9 protein-coding genes are annotated in these 16,662 nt (G+C 47.9%); 4 read left to right on the top strand and 5 right to left on the bottom strand.

What is annotated here, in order from left to right:
- Nucleotides 1-24 precede the first annotated feature (24 nt).
- From H6G89_RS17495 to H6G89_RS17485, 3 genes are all read left to right on the top strand, one after another.
- The gene (locus H6G89_RS17495) at nt 25-3,153 is read left to right on the top strand and encodes a TIR domain-containing protein (RefSeq protein WP_190508655.1); all 3,129 of its coding nucleotides are present in this window, start codon (nt 25-27) and stop codon (nt 3,151-3,153) included.
- Between the two features lie 135 nt (nt 3,154-3,288).
- The gene (locus tag H6G89_RS17490; RefSeq protein ID WP_190508653.1) at nt 3,289-6,483 is read left to right on the top strand and encodes a peptidoglycan-binding protein; all 3,195 of its coding nucleotides are present in this window, start codon (nt 3,289-3,291) and stop codon (nt 6,481-6,483) included.
- Between the two features lie 50 nt (nt 6,484-6,533).
- Complete coding sequence (locus H6G89_RS17485) at nt 6,534-9,305, top strand: TIR domain-containing protein (protein ID WP_190508651.1); 2,772 nt, start codon at nt 6,534-6,536, stop codon at nt 9,303-9,305.
- Nucleotides 9,306-9,310: 5 nt separating this feature from the next.
- Here H6G89_RS17485 and H6G89_RS17480 read toward each other — a convergent pair whose 3' ends face one another.
- The 3 genes from H6G89_RS17480 to H6G89_RS17470 all read right to left on the bottom strand — a co-directional run bounded on the left by H6G89_RS17480 (nt 9,311) and on the right by H6G89_RS17470 (nt 14,149).
- Nucleotides 9,311-11,908: a PAS domain S-box protein gene (locus H6G89_RS17480; RefSeq protein WP_190508649.1), complete on the bottom strand. Its 2,598-nt coding sequence runs from the start codon at nt 11,906-11,908 to the stop codon at nt 9,311-9,313.
- An 898-nt stretch (nt 11,909-12,806) separates the two neighbouring features.
- Nucleotides 12,807-13,874, bottom strand: a complete 1,068-nt coding sequence (locus tag H6G89_RS17475; RefSeq protein ID WP_190508647.1) for an LOG family protein — start codon at nt 13,872-13,874, stop codon at nt 12,807-12,809.
- Nucleotides 13,875-13,957: 83 nt separating this feature from the next.
- The gene (locus H6G89_RS17470) at nt 13,958-14,149 is read right to left on the bottom strand and encodes a hypothetical protein (RefSeq protein ID WP_190508645.1); all 192 of its coding nucleotides are present in this window, start codon (nt 14,147-14,149) and stop codon (nt 13,958-13,960) included.
- Nucleotides 14,150-14,204: 55 nt separating this feature from the next.
- On the opposite strand from H6G89_RS17470, the gene H6G89_RS17465 reads away from it, so the two are divergent.
- Entirely contained in the window at nt 14,205-14,384 is a 180-nt protein-coding gene (locus tag H6G89_RS17465; RefSeq protein WP_190508643.1) for a hypothetical protein, read from the top strand.
- Nucleotides 14,385-14,478: 94 nt separating this feature from the next.
- On the opposite strand, the gene trxA is transcribed toward H6G89_RS17465, so the two are convergent.
- Both trxA and H6G89_RS17455 read right to left on the bottom strand, forming a co-directional pair.
- Nucleotides 14,479-14,802, bottom strand: a complete 324-nt coding sequence (gene trxA / locus H6G89_RS17460; RefSeq protein WP_190508640.1) for a thioredoxin — start codon at nt 14,800-14,802, stop codon at nt 14,479-14,481.
- A 408-nt stretch (nt 14,803-15,210) separates the two neighbouring features.
- The gene (locus tag H6G89_RS17455; RefSeq protein WP_190508639.1) at nt 15,211-16,374 is read right to left on the bottom strand and encodes a GuaB3 family IMP dehydrogenase-related protein; all 1,164 of its coding nucleotides are present in this window, start codon (nt 16,372-16,374) and stop codon (nt 15,211-15,213) included.
- Nucleotides 16,375-16,662 lie beyond the last annotated feature (288 nt).

Here is a 16,662-nt window from a genome sequence, read left to right as displayed (position 1 = left end):
ACTGGCAAAGACTGAGGTTAGGCAATGACAGACACACGCCAGCCTCAAACAAACGATCCCGGTATGACCGGGTTAAAAATGGCAGACATTCTGACTCTGCCACCGCCTTTGCCGCGTCTGGTGAATTGGATGATTCGTCAGGAGCAAGTCACCCTGGCTGAAGCCGCTGCCTATCTCAAACAAGACGAAGCCACGACAATCACTCATCTGCAATCTCTGATTCAGCAAAATTACGCCAAAGAAATCAGGGAGGATGGCAAAGTTTACTATCGGGTTCGGTTGGCACACAAATCGAGCCGCCAGATGCCAAAAGATGTCTGGAAGGTGCTAAACAGCCAGACAGACGCCGCCAACGTCTTTATCTCCTATTCCCGGCGCAATAAAGACTTTGTCAAAAATCTGCATAGTGCCCTGGCAAAGCGGGGTCGTGAGGTGTGGGTTGACTGGGAAAGCATTCCCTCAGCGACGGATTGGTGGGAAGAAATCCAAACTGGGATAGAGTTAGCCGATGCCTTTATCTTTGTCATCAGCCCCGAATCCGTAAAATCAGAGGTCTGCGGGCGAGAAATTGAGTGTGCCATCAAAAATAACAAACGGTTGGTGCCTGTGGTCTGGAAGGAGGTTGATCCCTATCTCGTTCATCCAGAATTAGCCAAACTCAACTGGATCTTTTTACGTCAGCAAGACGACTTTGATAGTGGGTTTCGCAAACTCCTTTCCGCTCTGGACGTAGATGTCGATTATGTGCGGCAACACACACGGCTTTTGGTGCGTGCCAATGAGTGGCATGACAAACTTCAGGATGACAGCTTTTTGTTGCGTGGTAGTGACCTACAACAGGCGCAGGAATGGCTGACCAATAGCGTTGACAAGAGCCCGCAACCGATGCAAATCCAGCGGGATTACATCTGGGCGTCTCGCGATGCGGAAACCAAACGACAAGAATCTGAGATCAATCGGCAGCGATCGCAACTGAAGCTGCAACAGGCCCTGCTAATCGTCGTGGCTATTATGTCCGGGCTTGCCCTCATTTTGGGAGTCTGGTCGTTTGTGCTCTATCGCAGTGCCCAGGCGAGCCGTCAAGAAGCGCAGGAACAACAAATTTTGGCAGAGCAAAAGCAGATCGCAGCCCTGAGTAAAGCGTCTGAAGCTCTGTTTTTAACCAATCGGGAGTTTGATGCGCTGCTGGAAGCCGTTCGTGCTGTTTCGGTTTTGCAACATCTGCTCAAGGAACACCCTCCCGAAGCAACGACCCGTCAAGTTCTGGAAGTTCAGGCGTTGACGGCTCTGCAAGAAGCTGTTTTTTGGGTGCAGGAGCGCAACCGCTTTGTTGGGCATAACGGCATTGTGTGGGATGTCAGTGTCAGCCCTAATGGTCAATACATTGCCTCGGTCAGTGCCGATCGCACGGTGCGCTTGTGGCAACCCGATGGCAAGTCCCTTGATATTCTGACTGGGCACAAAGCCCAAATTTTCTCTGTTGCCTTTTCCCCCAATAGCAACCTGATTGCCTCTGCCAGCGAGGATGGCACAGCCAAGATCTGGCGTTTAGATGGCAGTCTTGTAACGACCCTCACCGGGCATCGTGGGTCGGTCAATAGTATTGCCTTTAACCCAACTGGAGATGCGATCGCCACAGTTGGCGAAGACGGCACCATTCGGCTGTGGGAACTGGATGGTCGCTTGATTCGCACGATTCAAGCACATCGAGCCACCATTTGGGAGGTTCACTTCAGCCCAGATGGGGCGTTAATCGTCACCGCAGGCGACGACAGCACCGCAAAACTTTGGCGATTCGACGGAGGCCTGGTAACAACTCTGCGGGGACACACCGCTCGCCTCTCTAGCGTCAGCTTTAGCCCCGATGGTCAAACCATCGTGACGGGTAGTTGGGACTACACCGTCCGTCTGTGGCAACGGGATGGGAGCCTGATTCGGATGATTCCTGCTCACAATGCGCCTGTCTTTGATGTCAGCTTTAGCCCCGATGGGCGCACCTTTGCCACTGCCAGTCTCGACAAAACGATCCGTCTATGGAACGTGAATGGATCGTTGGTCAATACCCTCCAGGGACACAGTTCTCAAGTGCGGGGCTTGAGCTTTACCCCCGATGGGCAATGGCTCATCTCCGCGAGTGGCGATCGCACCGTCCGTCTGTGGGAACTCAACCGCAAACACATCAGCATCTTGCAAGGACACCGTGCCCAGGTCTATGACGCAACCTTCTCGCCGGATGGAGCACAAATCGCGTCTGCCAGTGCCGATCGCACGATCAAATTGTGGAATCGAGATGGCACTTTGTTGAGAACCCTCACCGGGCATGAGGGACCCGTCTGGAATGTCAACTATAGCCGCGACGGACAGACCTTTGTCTCTGCTAGCAGCGATCGCACCGTGAAATTATGGGATCGCAATGGCAATTTGTTGCAAACCTTCGTAGGGCACACCGCCCCCGTTCGGGATGCTGCCTTTAGCCCCGATGGTCAGCTGATCGCCTCTGCTAGTGAAGACAAAACAATTCGCCTCTGGCGACGAGATGGCACATTAGTCAGAACCTTTACAGGACATTCCAGCGGCATTCTCAGTCTTAACTTCAGCCCCGATGGACAAACCATTGCCAGTGGCAGTTGGGACAATACAATTCGACTCTGGAGCCTAGACGGCACCCTACAAGACACCCTTACCGGGCATAGTGGCTGGGTCTACAACGTCAGCTTTAGCCCCGATGGACAGACGATCGCCTCTGCTAGTTTCGACAACACCGTCAAATTGTGGGAACGGGATGGTACTCCCATTAGTACGTTGCAGGGACACACCGACGGAGTCGTGGATGTCAGCTTTAGCCCGGATGGGCAGACGATCGCTACTGCCAGTTTTGACAACACCGTGAAACTCTGGCGGCGTAGTGGCATGTTGTTAACCACGCTGCAAGGGCAAACAGGAGCGATTAACAGTGTTGACTTTAGCTCGCAAGACTACTATCTCGTCAGTGCCAGTGACGATCGCACCTTGATCGTGTGGCATCTCGATCCGGTTCAAAATGTGGATCAACTGATGCAACTCAGTTGCGATTGGCTCGGTGATTATCTACGCAACAATCCCACGGTTGAGGTCGATGTGCGAGAAGCCTGTGCCGACCGTTCCACACCGTAGTCCTTAAAAACGTGAAGAGTCAACCTGTCTTAAGCCTGTGGCAGGGTTCCTGAAGAATTAAAAACATGTTGCATCAGTTGTGAAAATGCCAGTTTTAATAGCAGTAATCCGTTAATTTATAGCCCCGTAGCAGTTATGGCAACTAAAGGAATGGGATGGGTTCCCGATTATCCTGATATTCGAGATTGCAGACTGTCTAGTGACCGCATTCAAAAAAATCAGCAGAAGATTCAAGGGCTAGATACGGGCGATCGCACTAACAGCAGAATCGAGAAATTGACAGCAATTCTTAAAGAATTAGCTCCTCTGTTGCAGAATCAAACTGGTGACAGTGCATCCTTACTGGAGACGCTTGATCATGAAATTCAGAATGAAGCGATTCATAAAATCAATTTCTTGCCAGCAGCAATTGATGAAAAGATTTTAATGCTTGGCAACCAGGGAGAAGACGTTAGAGTTTTACAGAAGAATTTGAGGAGATTAGGGTACTACTCCTCGGAACCGACAGGCTATTTTGACCATTTCACTGAACAGAGTGTTCAGGAATTCCAGAAGCAACAAAAATTATTGCCGAATGGAATTTTAAATTCAGTGACTCGTGCAGAACTTGCTGCACTTTCCAGTATTGGCGAACGAATTTTAAATCGAGATAGCTATGTTAAAGGAGACTGGGGCCCAGGAATTCTTTACACCCAACTGCAATTACAGACTTTGGGATATGAGGTTGCAGTAACCGGAAAATTTGATGATTTAACTGAGCAAGCTGTTAAGGCTTTTCAGCACCAAGAATTGAACCAAGATCTGAGCTTGGGGCTTGGTAAAATTGGTCCTAAAACTCGCTCTACTTTAACCGAAAAACTTAAAAATGAGCAGAATATCTCCCCTCAATTTCACGCTTCACCGATTCGACTTCAATTGTTTGAAAAATGTACGGGGTTGATATTGGATGTTTTGAAGGGCGATCGGGGAAATGATTGTCTTATAGAAGAATTTGGAGGTTTTGTTGACATCCAAAAATACCTGGGAAGAACTCATTTCAATGAAAAGTCAAGTGATGACGAAAAGTGCAGAGTTCTCAAGGAAAGAATTGCTCCACTCGTAGAAGTGATCGTTCGTATGACTGACATTTTGGGAGGGCAATTTGATGCTGAATCCGATTTGATAAAAGCTTATAAAACCTTGAATCAAATCCCTGCTGAAATCATTCCTAATTTTGAAGAAACAGCCAGACTCAAAGGCATGAGTGATTATCTTGAGAATGGTAAAGGCTATGTCTCTAGCCGGGTTTTACAGCGTCATAAAATTTACAACAAAGGCAATTCCGAGCCAGCTGTTATCTTTTTGCAATATCGTCTAAAAGCTCTAGGTTTTTATCACGGTCCAGCAGTGGGCTATTTTGAAAACACAACGGAGGAGGCAGTCAAAAAATTTCAAAAGAGCCGCAATTTAGTTGCAGACAGTTCAGTAGGACCAGACACAATCAACGCTTTAACGAAAATCGTTGACGATTCATTTGAATTTCTAGAGACATCTATCCCTGATGAAATTACTCAAGCGGTGATTAAAAAGCTGAACGTCTGTGATTTAGAACTCATAGAAGATACTTTTGAATTTGGATATTGCGATCAGGGAGATATTCATTCACATGTCGAAACTCTACAGAAGGCTCTCTGTCTTCTCGATTTTTTGAACCAGGAGAACATCACTGGAACGTTCTGTTCAACGACAGAGGCAGCTGTTAAACGATTTCAGTCGAGTCAAGGTTTGAAGGTAGATGGAATTGCTGGAAAACAGACTAATGAAGCGTTGGTGCGATCGCTTTCAGAGTATCCTCCAAAGCGATTGGAACAGGAATTAAAGCCTATTATCACAGTGATTGCCCAAATCATTTCACCCATTGGGAGTCATACCGAATTAGAAAAAGCGGCGATCGCAGGTTTCAATACCTTTATAGTCATTGCTCAGGTGATCAAACTTGAACAAGCACTAGAGCAGATTAAAAATAACAGTTCATATTCAACCGAAAACTTGGAGAGTTGGTATCGAAGATTTCAAATCTTCATGCGAAATAATCGAGTCACTGCAACAGCCGTTACTCTGACTAATACAGCTTTAGTGGATGAGTTTAAGCCTGTTATTTTAACATTGGTTGATACCTTTAAGAGTCGTCTTTCCAGAACTAATTGCTCTGCAATTCATCAAAGAATTACGTTGAAGGTGCTTGAAGTTGTTATTCAAGAAGTTTACAAAGATCTATTGAGTGATCTAGAGGATTTCCAACATGAGTTGAAGGATAACCAGATAGTTACATCAGTCACGCAGTCAATAGTTAACTTTATTATTGACTCAATTAAAGTTGATAATCTGATTAAACTGGATCAATCTCACGTTCATTTATTGAAACAAGCTGCGAGCGATCGCACCTTTATCAATGTTCGAGATGTTACTTCACCATCTCCCGATTGTCGATTACAAATTCCAGTCAGTGGCAACCTTCATAAACAGATTTTGAGTAATCTTAAAAAGAGCAATGTTTATGTCGCCTTACCCCAATTCGTTGACCTAAGTATTTGGTGTAGCCCCATTGAAGATCAGGGCTCCATCAATTCCTGTACGGCTCATGCTGGAGTCGCTTTAATTGAATATTTTGAGAAACGCAGTTTTGGGACGGCTATAGATGCCTCGCGACGGTTTCTATATCAAGTGACTCGCAACCTGATGCATCGCCAGGGTGATAGTGGAGCATCAGTACGAGAAACGATGAAAGCGATGGTGTTGTTTGGTGTTCCTCCTGAAGAATATTGTCCCTATACAGAAGATAACTTTGATGAGGATCCATCTTCATTCTGTTATGCCTTTGCCCAAAACTATCAAGCCATTACCTATTTTCGATTAGATGATCCCGGCATCTCTCCAGAAGAACTTTTAGCTCAGATTAAAACGGTTTTAGTCGCTGGTTTTCCGTGTATGTTTGGTTTCACATTGTATGATTCCATTCATGACAGCTCTAACTTGCCAGGTCATATTCCCTTCCCAGGATTACGAGACAAACGAGAAGGTGGACATGCGGTTGTTGCCGTTGGATATGACGACTATAAACATATTAAAAATGCTCCATCTTCAGGCGCATTTCTTGTTAAAAACTCTTGGGGAATTAAATGGGGTAATAAAGGGTATGGATGGTTGCCCTACGATTATGTATTGAATGGTTTAGCTCGTGATTGGTGGTCACTTATTAAGGCAGAATGGACTGAAACAGGCAATTTTGGTTTGGGTTCCAGTTTTTATTGGATGACTGACTTGGGCGAGAAAATAGGAAGGAATGATTAATTTAATCTGCTGAAAACTATTCAAGAAATAAGTTTGAGAGATAAGTTCTGGTGACTGATTCATCTACCCTTAAACCAAGTTCAGCGGGAGCAATGCTCGAAGTCTTTATCTCCTACTCTCGGCGAGATAAGAGTTTTGTGCAAAAGTTATGCGCCGCTTTAAGAGAGAGTAATCGTTCCGTTTGGGTTGATTGGGAGGATATTCCACCGCTCGCAAATTGGCGACAAGAGATTTACGATGGCATCGTAGAAGCAAATGCATTTTTATTTATTATTAGCCCTGATTCAGTTGCTTCCTATGAATGTAAGGTTGAAATTGAGCACGCAATCAAGCTCAACAAACGGTTGGTACCAATTGTGTATCACAATGTTGAAGCTGATAAAGTACATCCAGCGTTGTCAGCATTAAATTGGATTTTCTTTGAAGAAAGCAATGATTTCGATACGTCCTTTCAGACCTTATTACAAGCTATTGATACTGACTTAGATCATGTCAGAACCCATACTCGACTGTTGGTAAAAGCTGAAGAATGGCAGCAAAAAGCAAAAGACGAAAGTTGCTTACTACGCGGTAATGATCTGGAGCTATTGGAACAATGGGCTGCGGAAGGGATTAATAAGAACCCTCAACCGAATGAACTCCAACGAGATTACTTAGCTGCCAGTCGATCAGCAGAAAATACATATCAAAGACGAGAAAGAAGGCGACAACGAATTGCTTTAGTCAGCGTTTCATTAGGGTTGATGATTTCTACAATCCTGGGATTAATCACACTCTCGCAATATCAAAAAGCAGAGGCAAACCGTCGTGAGGCGATCGCGGGTCAAATTAAAGCCCTCAGTGCCTCCTCGAATGCCCAGTTTGTTGTGGATCAAAACTTTGAGGCTCTGATAGATAGCCTCAAAGCAGCCACCATGTTATTGGACGCAGACTGGGTTCAAGGAGACACCCGACTACAAGCATTAGCGAATTTGACGCAGGCACTTTATCTGGTTGAAGAGCGCAATCGCTTAGAAAAGCACACTGACTGGGTCAACAGTGTGAGCTTTAGCCCAGATGGACAAATCATTGCCTCTGCTAGTGGCGATCGCACCATTATCATTTGGCAACCTGATGGAACCTGGGTAAAAACTTTAGAAGGACACAGGGATGGTGTCTTGAGTGTTGATTTCAGTTCGGATGGGCAGATTCTCGCCTCTAGCGACCTGGAGGGAACGATCAAGCTTTGGCGACGAGATGGAACCCCAATCACAACCTTAGAAGGAAATGGCGAGACAATCCGCTCGGTCAGCTTTAGCCCCAATGGTGAAATCTTTGCATCTGGTAGAAATGACGGCACGATGCAGTTGTGGCGGGTGGATGGCACGGCGATCGCCCCCATAGCAGCCCATCAAGATCAAATTCGGGAGGTCAGCTTCAGCCCCGATGGACAGGTCTTAGCCTCCGCCAGTGATGACACGACGATTAAGCTGTGGCAGCGCGACGGCACCGCGATTCGCACGCTTCAAGACACAGCCAGAGTTGGGAGTGTAAACTTTAGCCCCGATGGACAAACCATCGTCTCTGCTAACTTTGAGGGTGAGGTCAAACTATGGCGGCGCGATGGCACTCCGCTGTTTACGTTTGCAGCCCATGAAGAGTCAATTCGTAGTGTGCGCTTTAGCCCGAATGGAGAGGCGATCGCGACAGCCAGTACAGATCAAACGATTAAACTGTGGCGACGCGATGGCACGCTCATAACAACCTTGTTTGGGCATACCGCTCCTGTCAGAAGTCTCAGCTTTAGCTCCAATGGTGAAATCCTCCTTTCTGCCAGTGACGATGATACAATTCGGCTCTGGCAACTTAATAATCCTTTGGGCAGGGTGCTGGAAGGGCACCCCGATGCAGTCAAGCAAGTCCGAATGAATCCAAGCGATGAATCGTTTGGCTCGTTCAGCGAGGATGGCACGATCCAGTTTTGGCGGATAGATGGAGCCTTGTTAAAGACGCTGCAAATCAATGGAATTCGCGCGATTGACTTTAGCCCGACCAACCCAGTATTTGTGATTTCCCGGGATGACAGTACTTCAGAAGGGGGATTGGTGGAGGTGCGTCACCCAGAAGGGGAAGAGTTTCGGACATTTCGAGGACATACCAGTTGGATTAATGATGTCCGCTTTAGCCCAGATGGCAATTTGATCGCCTCTGCCAGCAACGACAAGACCGTTCGCTTGTGGAACCGAGATGGAGATCAGGGAACTATTCTGCAACATGAAGGTAGTGTTTTTACCGTTGACTTTAACCCCAATGGAGAACTGATCGTCACTGCCAGTGATGATGGTCAGGTTTACCTGTGGAACACAGATGGTACGCCAGTTAGCTCTTTTCGAGGGCATGAGGGCAGTGTTTACAGTGCCAGATTTAGCCCCGATGGACAATACATCGTCTCTGCGGGCAATGATCAAACCTTACGCCTTTGGAATCTAGATGGCACTCCGATCGCAGTCCTTGAAGGACATACAAAGGTAATTAACGAGATTGGTATTAGCCCGGATGGACAAATGATTGCCTCTGCCAGTGATGATCAAACGATTCGAGTGTGGCGACGGGATGGTTCTCTGATCACCGTCCTTAAGGGTCACCAGGAAGGCGTAACCAGTGTCAACTTCAGTCCGGATGGGCAAACTCTGATCTCTACCAGCGATGATCAGACCGTAATTCTATGGAATGTGCAAGATCTGTCCCTTGAGAACTTAGTGACACAGGGTTGTAATTGGTTGCGAGATTACCTTCGTACAAACCCCAATGTTGAAGAGCGCGATCGCACTCTATGTCCTTAAAAGCGTTAACCGTAGATGTAGTGAACTCCCAAGTGTTTTCCAATGGTCAGCAACAAGTTCTTGACTCGAAAGGGCTTGGAGACAACATCATCACATCCTGCTTCCAAAATGGGCGATCGCTGTTCTTCAAAGACGCTTGCGGTCAATGCCACAATCTTTGGGCTGGGTTGGTTCACCTCTGCACACCACTGATGAATGATGCGAGTTGCCTCGTAGCCATCCATCACAGGCATTTGCATATCCATCAAAATCAGGTGTGGTAGCCAGCGTTGATACTGGGCGATCGCTTCTTCTCCGTTGGTTGCTTCTTCTACTTCAAAGCCGATTTTGGACAGGAGGCGAGTGACCAACATGCGATTCGTAACTTGATCTTCAACCACCAAAATTCGACAGATGGGTTCGCCGGGTTGTAACCCTACGATATGCCCTGTCTCTGGTTGAGCTTGAAGAGGCGGCGGTTGATTGACTTGAACCGGGATGTAAAACCGAAACAGAGCCCCCTGCTGTACTTGGCTTTCGACTGTGATTTCTCCACCCATCAGTTCGACAAAGCGGCGGCTAATGGTTAGCCCTAAACCTGTGCCCTGCCCAGATTGCTGACCAACTGACGTCTGCACAAAAGCATCGAACAGGTGGGGCATATCTGTTGTTGCAATACCTGGACCTGTGTCTTCGACCTCAAACTCAATTTCATAGATCGGATTAGGGGATGGATAGGCGATCGCCCCATTTTGAATCGTCTCATTCTGAATCGATGGGGTTGTTCGTCCTCTGACACGCAACGTCACAGATCCAACATCGGTGAATTTGATAGCATTGCTCAAAAGGTTGACGAGAATCTGGCGCAGTTTCTTTTCGTCGGTTCGGATGTACCGGGGAATGGTCGCGGCAAGCTCAAGATTCAGTTGCAAACTCTTGGAAGCGGCTTTAAGTTGCAACATTTCCACCAGGCTGGTCAACAGGCTTGATAAATCAAACTCGCTCTCTTCCAGGGTGATGCGACCGGCGTCAATCTTCGACATCTCCAGCACATCATTAATCAGCTTCAGGAGATGCTCACCACTGCGTAGGATGATGCCTAAATACTCACGCTGTTGAGCATTGAGGCTAGGGTCAGAGTCTAACAGTTGGGTGAATCCTAAAACGGCGTTGAGCGGTGTTCGCAACTCGTGGCTCATGTTGGTTAAAAAGGCACCCTTTGCCAGGTTTGCAGCCTCTGCGGCTTCTTTAGCCTGTTGCAGTTCTGACTCAATACGTTTGCGATCGCTAATGTCACTAAACGTACACAACACCTGATACACATTGCCGTCGGGGTCGATTTGGGGATCAGCATTGACCAACAACCAGATGCGATCGCCCTGATTGGGTCGATAAACCCCCATCACCACATTGCGAATGGGCTGACGAGTGGCGATCGCTTGTGGTACGGGGTGATCGGAACCGGGAAAGGGTGAGCCATCCTCATGAATCACATTCCAATCGGGATCAAAGGATGTTCTTCCCAGCAGTTGATCCTCAGTCAAACCCAACAAATCGAGGGCTTTTGAGTTGCAAATCAAAATTTCAGCCTGGGGTCCCTGTAACAACACGCCCACTTGCAGGTTTTCAACCAGCTTGCGAAACTGTGCCTCGCTGGCTTGCAACGCTGCCGCTGCCTGCTTGCGACTGCTGATATCGGCAATAAAGCCGACAGCCCGCATTTGATCGCCTGCACAACTCGGTAAAAATTGGCTGCGATCTTCCACCCAGATGTATCCTCCATCTTTGTGTTGCAACCGATATTCCGCCTTAAAAGAGGCTCTTGCGGCAATGGTGGATTCGATTTTTGAGGCAACGATGGGGCGATCGCTGGGGTGCATCAACGCCAACCAATCCTTTAAGGTAATTGGCATTTCATTCGCGGTATAGCCCAAAATCTGTTCAGTATTCGGTCCCCAGGTGTTTTGATCCGTTTCTCCATTCCACTCATAGAGAATCTGCCCACTGGCTTGACCGGCTGCTTCATATCGACTTTGCCATGCAATCAACTCCGCTAAATGGTGCTTCATTAGCATGTCTACGCGATCGCGGTTAAGGATCTCAAGGTCTTGCACCGAGAGGTGATGATCTGGTGAGGGAAACTGCCGCACATCATCCGTCTGAACCAGCACAGTAGGATCGAGTTCAGCCAGGGGCGTGCTGTGATGGCGTAATGGATAGAATGATCTGATTGGACGGCAGCGCAATTGCTGAAACAGAGTTATGGCAAGTGTGCCTTGCCAATCTGAGGCTGATTGAACTGCGACAGTGTGATGCCCCAATGAACTCATGGTTCTTGCCATGGCATCAATGCAGGTGTGCCGAATCAGCAGCAGATTGGGTTGCCACGGCAGTTGTTGCAGATACTCCGAGACATGAGCAATATCCTGATTCAGGTCAATCTGCTGTGCCGTAACCAATGCCACAGGGGTAGTTGGAGTCAGGGAGGCTTGCAGTAACGTGAGTGCTTGGTCTAAACCAGAGGCGATCGCCACAATACAGCCTTCATTTGGGTTTAAGTCCTCTTGCAGGCTGTTCAGTACAGCAAATTCAGCGTCAACACAAACAATAATCAGCTCACCCATACTCTCATTAGTCCTGACTGAGTTGCCTTATTATGCTGTTTTATTGCTCAAGTATTGCTTAGAGCTATCTGCACGATGCACCCAGTAAAATGACTCAAGGGCAAACTTAAATATAATCTCAAGATATTTCTACAAAGATTACCCACTCCACTCTAGAAATCAACAGACACCTTCTCTCCGGCGTCGGGCTACTGTGTGCACAAGTTCTCTCAGCCTTAACTTTGGAGACTATAAGCCTTTGCCAAGGGGCTTAACCCAACCAGAAACACCCGTACTTGGAACCGATGCGAAGCGCGTTTTTGGGTGAATCAAAACACCTTCAGGGGCTTTGGCTGCGCCAGGCTCAACCCAGTGGGGGCAGTGGCGTCCTCTAATGGAAGTTTGGGGAGACTCCCCCAATGCCTGGTTCTCAAACGCTTGCAACAACTATGCCCCTCATTTGGAAGCAAGCCGAGATCTATGTACACAACCTGAGTTTGGGATAAGGATCTTGGCGGTTAAAACCGCCGTTACAAGAGCAAAACCGACCTGTGTCGGTTCGGCAAACCTTAATTTTCTGTAGTCCGCGCAGGCGGACTTCGCTCCCATAGCCGCGAATTGATTTGCCAGGTGTTTAACCCGAATTGACGTTATACCGATTTAATGTTTGATTGTGGCAGATCGGTGGGTAGGGGCGTTTCGCGAAACGCCCTTACGGAATCATGTGCAGCGAAGCCAATTCAAATTGGGATTACACAGTAGCCTGTTTGGGGTGGAATGCCCCTGATCTGCCGTAACCTGAGTTCGAGATAAGGACTTTAGATGGTTTGGTAAGCCTTTGGTTTGAGCCTGTTTAGCCAGACTTTGCTCCAATATCCGCTTCTCACTCAATTTGTAAATATGAACTGACGCTCAATCCTTATTTCTGCTCTGGATGAGTTGCCTCTGGTGCGCCTGCACCGAATTGGTTGATCAGCCGAATCATCTGATATAACCGTCCCAGGTCGCGTTGGTTGAAATGCATCACCAACCGGGGGAGTGTAGCAATTTCAGATTCCTGCTCCTGCGGTAATGCCGGACTTTTCTCAATGCGCCCTTTGATCAAAATATCGCTAAAGTTCTGATTGAGATCCTCAACGTCCTCATCAGATAACTCAAAGTTGAGGCGAATCACTAATCGATCGCCGACATAACGACTGGAGTGATAAACCCGATAGAAGCTAGAGATTGCTTCACAGGCAACATCCAGTTGATCGGTGATGGTGTAAAGATTTAAGTCGCCGGGGCTAATCAATCCCTGTTGCAACAAATGCCCCTGAACGTAGGCATCCCACCCACGCCAATAATCACCCCCTGGAGAGTCAATCAAGACTAAGGGCACAATGCCTGCCTTACCAGTTTGCATTAAGGTCAAACATTCAAATGCTTCGTCTTGAGTCCCAAATCCACCTGGAAACAACGCCAGAGCATCACTTTCCTTCAAGAAAAATAGTTTGCGAGTGAAGAAATATTTGAAGTTGACAAGCTTTGGATCGCCTTCAATAAACGGATTTGACCCTTGCTCAAAAGGCAGTTGAATATTTAAGCCAAAGGATTTGTCCGCTCCTGCTCCCTCATTACCCGCCTGCATAATGCCGGGACCGCCTCCGGTGATCACCATAAACCCCTGAGCGGTTACACAACGAGCAAAGTCGAGTGCCATCTGATACTCAGGACTATCGGGTTGCATTCGGGCTGAGCCAAAGATGCTGATCTTACGGATATGACGGTAGGGATAAAACGTCCGAAATGCCCGTTCCATGTCTTGTAACGAGGCATTCAGGATTTTCCAATCGAGTCGATCCGCCTCGACCTCTGCCATCCGTATCAGCGTCGTTAGAGCTTGTTGAATCAGTGTGCCATGTTTGATGGAAGGTAATTGACTGATGAGTTCGACGACCTCTTCTTGAAGCGATGCAAGAGGACGGGGCAGAGGAGATATAGCCATGAGCGTCTCTATACTGGCAGCACTCTATTTTAGCTATTTTTCAACAGAGATTTTGTTGGCGGATGTGATTTAGGTCAGAACCTTCAGAGGTTTGCAGGATTTACTCGCCAGATATAGGTCTGGTCAGCAAGCTTAGGACAACGTGAATTCGGGATAAGGATTGCGGCGGTTTTAACCGCCGCTATGGGAGCAAAACCGACCTGCGTCAGTTCGTCAAATTCTGCATTTTCCGGAGTCCGCGTCGGTGGGCTTCGCTCTAGTAGCCGCGAATTCATTCGCTGGGCTCTTAAACCGAACTGACGTTAGAACAGAGGCAATGCTCAAATTCTGATGCTGGGAGAGCGTTCTGACTCGCCTCCACCCTATCAAATGGGGTTACGGCTACACCACCCCGTGACGAAGGTGTCCTATATTCAGTCGCTGCAAAAAATCCCCAAACAGGAGAGCCAGCAATTAATCCAGCGATCGCCCCACTTGAGGATTATGGCAATGAAAACCACTTGTCTATAAGACAAAACTTACAAACGTTCTACAACGCTGCACCTAACTCAATAAAGCCCGGTACAAGCAGTTTCTCCCGTGGGAGACCGCTCCCGTTGCTAACTTACAGGTGCTTTTCGAGAGTGCTTGCAAGGGTCGTCTTTGGAACCGCGCCGACCACCATATCGACTCGCTGTCCTCCCTTGAAAATCATCAGTGTTGGGATGCTGCGAATACCATACTGGCTGGCAACACTAGGATTTTCATCGGTGTTGACTTTAACAACTTTGACCTGACCGTTGTATTGCTCAGCGATTTCATCAACCACAGGCGCAACCATACGACAGGGACCACACCAAGGAGCCCAAAAGTCCACGAGGACGGGAACTTCGCTTTCAAGTACCTCTTGTTTAAAGGTAGAATCTGTTACTTGTGCGGCTGCTGACATGCCTGAAAACCCTTAGCCTATGTTATCTACAGAAATTTTACCATAACGAATATGAAGACTCTCGGCTATATGTTCTACACAATCAGACATAAATGCCGGGAAGGTGCATAGATACATTTCGAGGGATGAGAGCCGATAAGTGAAGGTAAAACTCACCTGAGAAAGTCTCTTTAAAATAGGAACCGCCTGAACGTAATAGTCCAGGCGGAGTGTGGTGTGAGGAGTGAACGGAAACATTCGTCTCCGCTATCTCCTATTGTAAGTGACAGTTATGGTTTTTCCAGCAAAATCGGCAATTGGGAGCAAAAAAGTTATTAGTCTTTAACTTGACAACCGGATCAAGATACTAATTTTTTTGCCTAATGACTGATTTTTGCTAGACGATGAAGTGTGTTTCTGGGGCGATCGCTATTTACCCATGCCCAGTTGTTGGGCTTTTTGGTAAACCTTACCTTCGGTCAACAGCGATGGTGCAATCACCACTTCCACCTGTTGCATTTCGCGGATATTTTTCGCTCCCAGTGTTCCCATACTGGTTTGCAGGGCTCCCAACAAGTTGTGGGTGCCGTCATCGAGTTGAGCAGGTCCGCGCAAGATTTGTTTCAATGTGCCAGTGGTGCCTACGCGAATGCGAGTGCCACGAGGCAACACTGGGCTTGGAGTCGCCATACCCCAGTGGTAGCCACGTCCAGGAGCCTCAGCAGCGCGGGCAAAGGGAGAACCAATCATCACACCATCTGCACCGCAGGCAATGCACTTACAGATGTCGCCACCTGTAATCAAGCCTCCATCTGCAATCACTGGAACGTAGTTACCCGTCTCGCGGTAATAGTCGTCTCGTGCAGCAGCACAGTCTGCTACGGCTGTGGCTTGCGGTATGCCAACACCCAATACTCCACGGGAAGTGCAGGCAGCCCCGGGTCCAATGCCCACCAGCACAGCTGCTGCACCTGCCTTCATCAGGTTGAGTGTGACTTCGTAGGTGACGCAGTTGCCCAGCACCACAGGCATGGGCATGTTTTGACAAAACTCAGCCAGATCCAGCGGAGTGACTGATTCTGGCGACAAATGTGCGGTGGAAACGACCGTTGCCTGAATGAAGAACAAATCTGCTCCGGCTTTTGCCACGGCTGACCCATAGAGCGATGCTCCCAGTGGAGTCGCACTAACCGCCGCAATGCCGCCTTTTTCCTTAATTTCGTGGATGCGTTTTTCGATTAACTCTGGTTTGATCGGTTCTGCATAGAGTTGTTGCATTAATGGCACAAACTCTGATTTATCAACCGACGCAATGCGATCAAGGATGGGGTTGGGGTCATCATAGCGAGTTTGGATGCCTTCCAGATTCAGCACACCCAGTGCCCCTAGTTGAGAGAGCGCGATCGCCATTCCCACATCCACTACGCCATCCATCGCACTGGCGATGATCGGAATTTCACGCTCGATCCCACCAATTCGCCAACTCGTATCAGCGAGTTTTGGGTCTAATGTTCGCTGTCCAGGGACAAGCGCAATTTCATCGATACCGTATGCCCTGCGGGCGGTTTTGCCCCTGCCAATTTGAATATCCACGTCTCTACCTTTCACCAAGACCCATTAAGCTAGACTACCAAATCTACAGCAGAATGTGCTTAGCGGGTTGAGAAGATCCAGGGCGATCGCCCTCCCGCATTTGGTAGAAAAGGGACTAGTGACGGAAAAGGCACCTGGATAGGTGCCTCGATCCCGTCAAGGTTGGTGACGGATTTGTTGTGACTCAATTAACAGCAGCATACGAGGCACTTTCCAAAACGCTGTGTAACCAACGCTACGATCTTTGCGATTTGTAGACAGTTGATGACAGAAGAAAAAAATCGGGAG

The organism is Oscillatoria sp. FACHB-1407 (assembly GCF_014697545.1).
Lineage (GTDB): Bacteria > Cyanobacteriota > Cyanobacteriia > Elainellales > Elainellaceae > FACHB-1407.
The sequence above is the reverse complement of the archived record's forward strand: the minus strand, read 5'-3'. Positions and strand labels throughout refer to the sequence as shown.

What these genes read in the sequence shown, in the direction of transcription:
- H6G89_RS17495 (WP_190508655.1), top strand. Translation starts at nt 25, where the DNA reads ATGACAGACACACGCCAGCCTCAAACAAACGATCCCGGTATGACCGGG.
- trxA (WP_190508640.1), bottom strand. Translation starts at nt 14,802, where the DNA reads ATGTCAGCAGCCGCACAAGTAACAGATTCTACCTTTAAACAAGAGGTA.
- H6G89_RS17490 (WP_190508653.1), top strand. Translation starts at nt 3,289, where the DNA reads ATGGCAACTAAAGGAATGGGATGGGTTCCCGATTATCCTGATATTCGA.
- H6G89_RS17475 (WP_190508647.1), bottom strand. Translation starts at nt 13,874, where the DNA reads ATGGCTATATCTCCTCTGCCCCGTCCTCTTGCATCGCTTCAAGAAGAG.
- H6G89_RS17465 (WP_190508643.1), top strand. Translation starts at nt 14,205, where the DNA reads ATGCTGGGAGAGCGTTCTGACTCGCCTCCACCCTATCAAATGGGGTTA.
- H6G89_RS17470 (WP_190508645.1), bottom strand. Translation starts at nt 14,149, where the DNA reads ATGAATTCGCGGCTACTAGAGCGAAGCCCACCGACGCGGACTCCGGAA.
- H6G89_RS17480 (WP_190508649.1), bottom strand. Translation starts at nt 11,908, where the DNA reads ATGGGTGAGCTGATTATTGTTTGTGTTGACGCTGAATTTGCTGTACTG.